Origin of the sequence: Bradyrhizobium sp. CSA207 (genome assembly GCF_029051685.1) — a bacterium.
Classification (GTDB): Bacteria; Pseudomonadota; Alphaproteobacteria; order Rhizobiales; family Xanthobacteraceae; genus Bradyrhizobium.
Genome location: NZ_JAACFT010000024.1, coordinates 125,401 through 132,979, shown reverse-complemented (window position 1 = coordinate 132,979; position 7,579 = coordinate 125,401). Strand labels below are relative to the sequence as shown.

Here is a 7,579-nt window from a genome sequence, read left to right as displayed (position 1 = left end):
GCCTTTGCGGCCGACGCCTGCGTGCCGAAAACTCGCCCGTATTGATCTGCTGACCGAATCGCGCCGCATGTCTGCGTCTGCGCACTTGGCTTCCATTAGCACTTTGGCGATGGTCCGCTCTGCGCCAAAACCTGCCGGTCGCTTCCAAGTTCACACGCGCAAGAACACCCTGCAGTCCCTCGAGCTCATGACGCATGCTCCGAGATCGAAAGCGCATCATAAACTTCGACGCCGAGATAACGAATCGTTCAGGCTTGCTGTGGCCAGCCAGCAGCTGAACTGCTCTTAGGTTGCCTGTCCCATAGGTCTCCAAGCTTGATGCGGGCCTGCTGGCCGGTGGTGTGTTGCCTGTGATCGACGGCTGCGCCAGCACGCCCGCGGGCTCGCGTCGCGACAGTCCCATCACGCGCCCCAGTGCGGAATATGTCCTGATGACGCACGGTCATTTCGACCACGTGGGGGGTGCCGTAAAGCTCCGGCCGCTCTTGCCGAACGCGAAATTCGTCATGACTCAGACCGGATGGAACGAAGCCGCGGAGTCCGCCAAGGAATCGGAAGCGACGCCTCGACCCTGGTCCATGATCCCACAGAACGTCGTGACGAAGGATGGAGACGCAATTTCCCTCGGCGACAACACCTTCCGTGTACTGGAAACTCCTGGTCACACGCTAGGTACGGTCTCCTATACTTTCGATGTCAAGGACGGCAGCAATACATACCGCGCCATCACGATCGGCGGACTTGGCCTCAATGCCATCAAGGATTCGAACCAAGTCAATAGCTATATCGCGAGCGTCGACCGGATTAGCGCCCTGGTCAAACTGACCAACAAACCAGTCACGGTCCATCTGACGACCCACCCCTTCTCGAACGGGCTGACGGAAGCCCGTGATCGCTTGGCAACTCGCAAGCCCGGCGAGATTAACCCGCTGGTCGATCCGGATGGCCTACTGAAGCAGCTCGCGTCGTTGCGCGCCAGCGCCGAACAACGACTCGAAGCCGAACGCGAGGCCGGCCGCTAGTCGATTTGATTGCTGCTGGATCCAAGGCGAGCGCGTTTCTAGATCCATCGCGGCGCACGGTTTACACGTCGCCCGCGATGTCCAGCCCGATCAGGCGAGACGCGGTCGCCCGAGCCCATGCGCTCTTTCACACGGTTTTCATGACGCGAGCAGAATTCGCCAACGCCGGCGAATACACAGGGGCGACCATCAGGTCTCCAACAATTCGCGATACAGATCTTATGGTTTCATCCCTCAATCATTGTTGCATTCCACTAGAGGTCCAAAACGAGTGTGCGCGTCCTGGAGCCTGAGCAGCAGATCATGATCGCCTTGTTGGAGGCCTGCTCTTCCTCGCTCAGATATTGGTCGCGATGGTCCGGTATTCCTTCCAGCACGCGCGTTTCGCAGGTGCCGCAGACACCCTCGCTGCAGGCGTAGTTGGGTGTGATGCCGGCCTCGAGGAGCGAATCCAAAATGGTTCTGCCCGCTTCCACTGTGACGGTGCGGTTGCTTCTGGCCAGCCTTACCTCGAAGCCACCCTCGAGCGCCGGGGCGTCCCTAGCCTGGAAATACTCGACGTGGACGCAATCCTCGGGACGGTCGGCCGCGGCGGCCTCGAACGCCTCCAGCATCGGCGCGGGGCCACAGCAGTACAGATGAGCTTGCGCGGGCGCTTGTTTGACGATCGACGCCACGTCGAACATCCGTCCCGACCGCTCGTCGTCGACGTCGACGTGCAGATTGAGATGAACGTTGGGCCGCAAGCTTCCGATTTCATCGAGAAACGCCGCGGCAGCTCGCGTCCTCGCGGCATAGAACAGGTCCCAGCGGCGTCCCAGAAATTCAAGCCGGTGGATCATCGACAGCAACGGCGTGATGCCGATGCCCCCGGCGATCAGGACGGATGACTCCGCATCTTCGTGGAGTGGAAAATTGTTCTTGGGAGCCGAAACTGTCAAAATGTCTCCGACCCTGACATGGTCGTGGAGGAAGCTCGACCCTCCCCGGCTCGCGGCGTCCTTGTTGACCGCGATCACGTAGCGATGCCGCTCGCGCTGATCGTTCGACAGCGAATAGCTCCGGATCATCTTGTCCGGGAGGTGCAGATCGACGTGACTGCCAGCCGTGAACGGATCGAGCTCGCCTCCGTCCGGCGGCACCAACTCGTAGGAATTGATGCCTTCGGCCTCGTAGGTCATCCGCTTGACGCGAACCGAGATGACGCGCTCAGTCACGGTGTCCAGCCTCTGCCAGTTGAGAGGACGTCCGACTCACATCTCGTATCCGAAATCGGCGCCGAGCTTGGCCTGCATGAACGGCGCGCCGACGTCGGCCCAGGACTCCTCCGGCGGAAGTCGCAAGGACACGGCTCGCACCATGAACACGTCGGGGTCAGCCACGCCCTTTGGCTTGGTGCCATGATCGCGATAGGCGCCGAGTGCTTCGAGGATGCAGCGGCGCGTCATCGCGATGCCGGTATCGCTCGAGCAAAGATTTTCTTTGGTACGGTCGAAGATTGGTGAGACGCCGCTCTGGCAGGCACCGTCCTGCACCCACAGCCCAGGCAAGCCCGAGAACCAGGTCGTGCGCTGGGACTCGTAGTCGAAATGGAAGCCGTTCTGCGGATTGTACTTGGTCCAGTAGCCGGCATAGGGGACGGTCACGGGATGCTGAACGAGCGCGTTGCGGCTGGCGTGTCCGCTTTCGCGGCCATTGTGCCCTTCCGCGAAGATCTGCCGTGTCTTGGGGCGGAGCGGCTGGGAAGGATGGTATGAGAACATGATGCAGAGCGTGTTCTCGTCGTCGATCGGCACCCAGGCGTGCCCGCTGAGATCCGGGAACGGAGACAGCGGCGGGACCAGCGTGTAGAACGGCAGCATGAACTGGTTCACGCGCCAGTAGAGCGTGTTGGCGTCGTAGTTGCGCCGCGCAGCGATGCTCATCCCGAAATCCTGCTTGATGCATTCGAATGTCGGGCGAAGGTCCCGCTTCTGGATCCACGCGCTCGTTGTGCCTTGGGCGTCCAGGCGGCCGTGAAGCAACGGCGCGTGCGCCGAATCGATCTCGCCTTCCACGGCCTGCAGCCAATTGCATTCCTGGACGCGCAGGCTGACATGCACCTGCCCCTGCGGCACGAGATTCCATTCGATGTTCGGAAGCGGCGGAAGCTCGGCCTGGTCGGGGCCCATATATGTCCAGATCATGCCGTTGCGCTCGCGGCAGCGGTACGCCTTGATGCGCACCCGCTCCTTAAGACGGCTACGCACCGGCTCTGCCGGCATATCCGTGACGGCCCCCGTCACATCGAACTTCCAACCGTGATAGACGCATCGCAGCCCGCAGTCCTCGTTGCGGCCGAAGATCAGGGGAGCGCCCCGGTGCGGGCAAGCCTGGTCGACCAGGCCCACGCGCCCCTCGGAATCCCTGAAAGCGACCAGATCCTCGCCGAGCAACCGGATCCGCCGCGGCTGCCCGTCCGGGGTCAGATCGGCCGAAGGCAAAAACGGAATCCAGTAGAGACGGAAGAGTTCGCCAAGCGGCGTGCCCTTCCCCACTCTCACCAGCCGCTCATTATCTTCATGTGAGAGCATGACGGTTCTCCATTCGAATCGATGGCATCAGGTCGCCGTTATGGGTTTGCCGTGGTGAGCAGCGGAGTCACGCGCTCCGACAGGCCGAGATCGCGTACCGTCCAGAGCGGATCGGATGTTGCGAGCGGTTGGCGCGGTATCGGAGGCTGCTGGCCCTGCTCGACCAGGCCGACGATGATTTCGATCCGTCGCCGTTCGAGATCCCGGAGCGCATGTTCGACCACCGCGCCTTCCGCCGCGCAGCCCGGAAGTTCCGGGTAAGCGAGGCGGATCAGCCATTCTCCGGGCTCCCTTTCCACGGCTTCCGCTTCGAGCAGATAAGGGATCGCCAGCAATTCGCGCAGATGCAAAGTGACCTCCCTGGTTGCCGCCACGAGCCTTCTGATTGATACGTATACGTACTATGGTCCCGATCTGTCTGCAATGGTTCGAATTTCTAAAGTTGCGCTGCATTGCGGCAGGGTTGAGCTCGCCGGAACAAGCTGTTAACCGCTGGGTCACGGCCGGGTGCCAAAGCGAGATCGAAACCGGATGAGCGTAAGCAAACGCACGCAAAAGGATTCGGCGGGGGAGCTTGCGCGCACCTGGCAACTGGAAGGCGGCATCGGCTTCCTGTTGCGGCTGCTCGAGGCCCGGTATGACGGTCTTTATCAGAGCCTGACCCGACAGAGCGACATCACGCCTCGGCAGTTCGGCGTGCTCATGGCGCTCTACCAGCAGGGTCCGATGACGGCGTCCGTTCTCGCCGACCGCATCAGTTGCGACCGGAATACACTCAGCGAGATGCTCAAGCGAATGGCCGGGCGGCGGCTGGTCTCAAAGAAGAGCAATCCGGAAGATCGCCGTTCTATTCAGATCCAGATTACCGCCAAGGGTGAGGAAGCTTTGCTTGCGGTCATCCCGGCGGCGGCCGAGCTGCAGAACCTGATGCTGGCGCCCCTGCGCAAGGAAGATCGGGCTCATTTCCTGAAGTGCCTGCTGGCGATCGCAAAGGCCTCCCCCGTGGCCGGCGCGCCGGACGAGTGACATCGGTGGCCTCGGCGATGCCGTCGCCTAGTTGCGCGGCCGGCCGAAGGGGCCCTCCTTGTCGAGATCGGCGATCTCTTCCGGCGATGTTTCGACCACGCGCGACAGCACCTCGTCCCGGTGGCCGCCGGGGCAGGAATCTCGCGTCCAATCGACGCCTGCGCATCCGCAAGCGCGGCGACGCCCCTTGTCCATCGGCTCAGGCGCGACAATGTGTTCGCTTTGTCCAGGACCGCGCAGCCTCCCACGCTCAGCGCGATCTCCTCGACCTGCTGTTTGGAGACGTCAGTACTGCCCCTGCTTGAGCTCATATGCCTTCGCGATGCCACGCCTCGGCCTCCACCTTCAGATACTTGACGCCGTGTCCGGTCTGGCGGTTCAGCTGATTTTGTCGTTCTCGGATGTCGCGGGGCACAGCGCGACCGGACGGAGGCCGGAGATAGACGCCGGAAGCTTTTCGGCGCCCGACCTACTTGCCAGTACTGCCCGTCACCGATATAATGGTCCAACCATTGATCGATCTAGGCAGGAGAGTTGCGCCGTCATGAGCTTCACCGAGGAGCAGGTCGCCTTTCGCGACAGCATTCAGAAGGCGGTCGCCAGGCACGTTGCACCGATAGCGGCCGAGATCGACGCGACGGATCGCTTCCCCGAGGAAATCGTCAAGATTTTCGGCGAAATGGGGCTGATGCAGCTCTGGGTGCCCGAGCAGTATGGCGGTCCCAACGGCAATCTCACCATGATGTGCATCGCACGTGAGGAGATCTCGAAAGTCTCACCGGCCTGCGCGTCGATTGCTGGCCTCAACACCATGTTCATCATGCCGCTGCTGCACTTCGGTTCAGAAGAGCAGCGCAACCGATTCCTGCCGATCATTGCCGAGGGCGGCGTCGTCACGGCTATCGCTATTTCCGAGCCTCAGGCGGGATCGGACGTTTCGGCCCTCAATACGCGGGCTCGCAAGGACGGCGACAGTTACGTCATCAACGGGAGGAAACAGTGGTGCAGCTATGGCGTCGCCGCCGACTACATCGTGCTGATGGCGCGCACCAGCGACAGCCCCGGTTCAGACGGCATCAGCGCATTCATTCTCGAGCCGAAGAAAATGCCAGGCATCAGCTTCGGTCGCCATGAACGCAAGATGGGTTTCCGCGGGGCGCCAAACACGCCGATCTTCCTGGACAACGTCCGCGTACCCGCCGAAAACCTCGTCGGCGAAGAAGGCAAGGGCTTCAAGGCCTCGATGCGCGCGCTCGACCTCAATCGGCCGACGATCGGCGCCCAATGCGTCGGCCTCGCGCAAGGCGCGTTCGAAGCGAGCCTCGCCTACGCCAAGGAACGAAAGCAGTTCAAGAAGAGCATCTCCGAATTCCAGGGCATCCAGTTCATCCTGGCCGACATGGCCATGCAGATCGAGGCGGCACGTGCGCTGGTGTACGAATGCGCCCGCGCCGGAGACGCCGGCGACTGGAAGCGCCTCAACCTGCTCGCGAGCATGGCCAAGTGCCTCAGCAGCGACATGGCGATGAAGGTGACGACCGACGCGGTGCAGGTCTTCGGTGGCTACGGCTACACCATGGATTATCCGGTCGAGCGGATGATGCGTGATGCCAAGCTGACCCAGATCTTCGAGGGAACGAACCAGATCCAGCGCCTCGTCATCGCGCGCGAACTGCTTCGATAGCCGCCAAATCAAGAAACACAGACGTGGAGGAACGCCCTTGAGCCGTACATCGGTCCCGACATCGTGCGCTCTATTCGCAACCACTCTCCTGTCCCTCTCGGCCGCGCATGCCCAGAAGACTTATGATCCAGGCGCCAGCGACACCGATATCAAGCTCGGTCAATCGACGCCGCTCAGCGGCCCGGCCTCCGCGTTCGGCGCGGGGGCCGGACGGGCAGTGGTCGGCTACTTCGACATGCTCAACGAGGGGGGCGGGATCAACGGACGCAAGATCAGCTTCACTCAACTTGACAACGCCTACAGTGCGCCGAAAGCCGTCGAGCAATCCCGAAAGCTCATCGAGGATATCGGCGTCCTTGCCGAGGTCGGCACGATAGGGACCGCACCGAACGTCGCCATCCAGAAGTATCTCAACTCCAAGAAGGTGCCGCAACTCTTCATCACGGCGGGAGGACGCCGCTTCAACGATCCCACTCAATTTCCCTGGACCGTTCCGCTCTATCCCGACTTCGAGACCGAAGGCCGCGTCATCGCCAAATACATCCTCAAGGCCAAGCCGGACGCAAAGATCGGCGTTCTCTATCAGAACGACGATTTTGGGAAGGATTATCTCAAGGGCCTACGCGCGGGACTCGGCGCGAAGGCGACTCTGATCGTTGCCCAAGCGTCCTATGAAGTTTCCGACCCAACCATCGACTCGCAAATCGTTCAGTTGAAATCCGCCGGCGTCGACACGCTGATCGAGCAGTCTTCGGCCAAGGCCGCGGCGCAGTCGATCCGCAAGGTTCATGAACTGGACTGGCATCCGCTGCACATCATCGGTGGCTCGACCGCCTCCGTCGAGACGGTGCTGAAGCCGGCCGGCCTTGACGCCTCGCGCGGACTGGTCACCACGCAGTTTCTCAAGCAACCGGGCGATCCGGCCTGGGCCGACGACGATGAGGTCAAGGACTACAAGACTTTTCTCAAGAAGTATGCGCCGTCGGTCAATCCAGACGATTACTCGGTGCTCGTCGCCTACATGAATGTCAACGCGCTGGGGGCCGTTCTGAAGGCCTGCGGCGACCAGTTGACCCGGGCGAACCTGATTCGGAAGGCGACATCCCTGCACGGCCAGCGAATGCCGATGATGCTGCCGGGTATCACCATCAGCACCACACCCGAAGACTACACGGCGTTCAAGACTCTGCGCATCGCCGTTTTCGATGGAACCAGCTGGAGCCTGTCCGGCGAGCCGATCACGGCGGATTAGGAGAAGAGAGCCGGTGGGTCGC

Annotated in this window: 9 protein-coding genes; 5 read left to right on the top strand and 4 right to left on the bottom strand. The window is 61.8% G+C overall.

The annotated features are described in order from the left end of the window. The coding region (locus GWG65_RS26315; RefSeq protein ID WP_275198464.1) for a hypothetical protein at positions 1 to 289 on the top strand (289 nt) is incomplete at its 5' end. A 61-nt stretch (positions 290 to 350) separates the two neighbouring features. Next, complete coding sequence (locus GWG65_RS26310) at positions 351 to 1,022, top strand: MBL fold metallo-hydrolase (RefSeq protein ID WP_275198472.1); 672 nt, start codon at positions 351 to 353, stop codon at positions 1,020 to 1,022. 254 nt (positions 1,023 to 1,276) lie between these two features. Here GWG65_RS26310 and GWG65_RS26305 read toward each other — a convergent pair whose 3' ends face one another. The 3 genes from GWG65_RS26305 to GWG65_RS26295 are packed head-to-tail and all read right to left on the bottom strand — an operon-like array spanning position 1,277 to position 3,945. Continuing rightward, the gene (locus tag GWG65_RS26305) at positions 1,277 to 2,239 is read right to left on the bottom strand and encodes a PDR/VanB family oxidoreductase (protein ID WP_275198463.1); all 963 of its coding nucleotides are present in this window, start codon (positions 2,237 to 2,239) and stop codon (positions 1,277 to 1,279) included. A 36-nt stretch (positions 2,240 to 2,275) separates the two neighbouring features. Beyond that, on the bottom strand, positions 2,276 to 3,595 hold the full coding sequence (locus tag GWG65_RS26300; RefSeq protein WP_275198462.1) for a Rieske 2Fe-2S domain-containing protein: 1,320 nt from the start codon (positions 3,593 to 3,595) through the stop codon (positions 2,276 to 2,278). 38 nt (positions 3,596 to 3,633) lie between these two features. Next, positions 3,634 to 3,945, bottom strand: coding sequence for a hypothetical protein (locus GWG65_RS26295; protein WP_275198461.1), 312 nt, complete (start codon positions 3,943 to 3,945; stop codon positions 3,634 to 3,636). A 181-nt stretch (positions 3,946 to 4,126) separates the two neighbouring features. On the opposite strand from GWG65_RS26295, the gene GWG65_RS26290 reads away from it, so the two are divergent. Continuing rightward, positions 4,127 to 4,621, top strand: a complete 495-nt coding sequence (locus tag GWG65_RS26290; RefSeq protein WP_275198457.1) for a MarR family transcriptional regulator — start codon at positions 4,127 to 4,129, stop codon at positions 4,619 to 4,621. Between the two features lie 27 nt (positions 4,622 to 4,648). On the opposite strand, the gene GWG65_RS26285 is transcribed toward GWG65_RS26290, so the two are convergent. Further along, entirely contained in the window at positions 4,649 to 4,816 is a 168-nt protein-coding gene (locus tag GWG65_RS26285; RefSeq protein ID WP_275198456.1) for a hypothetical protein, read from the bottom strand. Positions 4,817 to 5,165: 349 nt separating this feature from the next. Here GWG65_RS26285 and GWG65_RS26280 point away from each other — a divergent pair, with 349 nt between their 5' ends. Both GWG65_RS26280 and GWG65_RS26275 read left to right on the top strand, forming a co-directional pair. Beyond that, entirely contained in the window at positions 5,166 to 6,305 is a 1,140-nt protein-coding gene (locus GWG65_RS26280; protein ID WP_275198455.1) for an acyl-CoA dehydrogenase family protein, read from the top strand. A 37-nt stretch (positions 6,306 to 6,342) separates the two neighbouring features. After that, positions 6,343 to 7,557: an ABC transporter substrate-binding protein gene (locus GWG65_RS26275; protein WP_275198454.1), complete on the top strand. Its 1,215-nt coding sequence runs from the start codon at positions 6,343 to 6,345 to the stop codon at positions 7,555 to 7,557. The last annotated feature ends 22 nt before the right edge of the window (positions 7,558 to 7,579 follow it).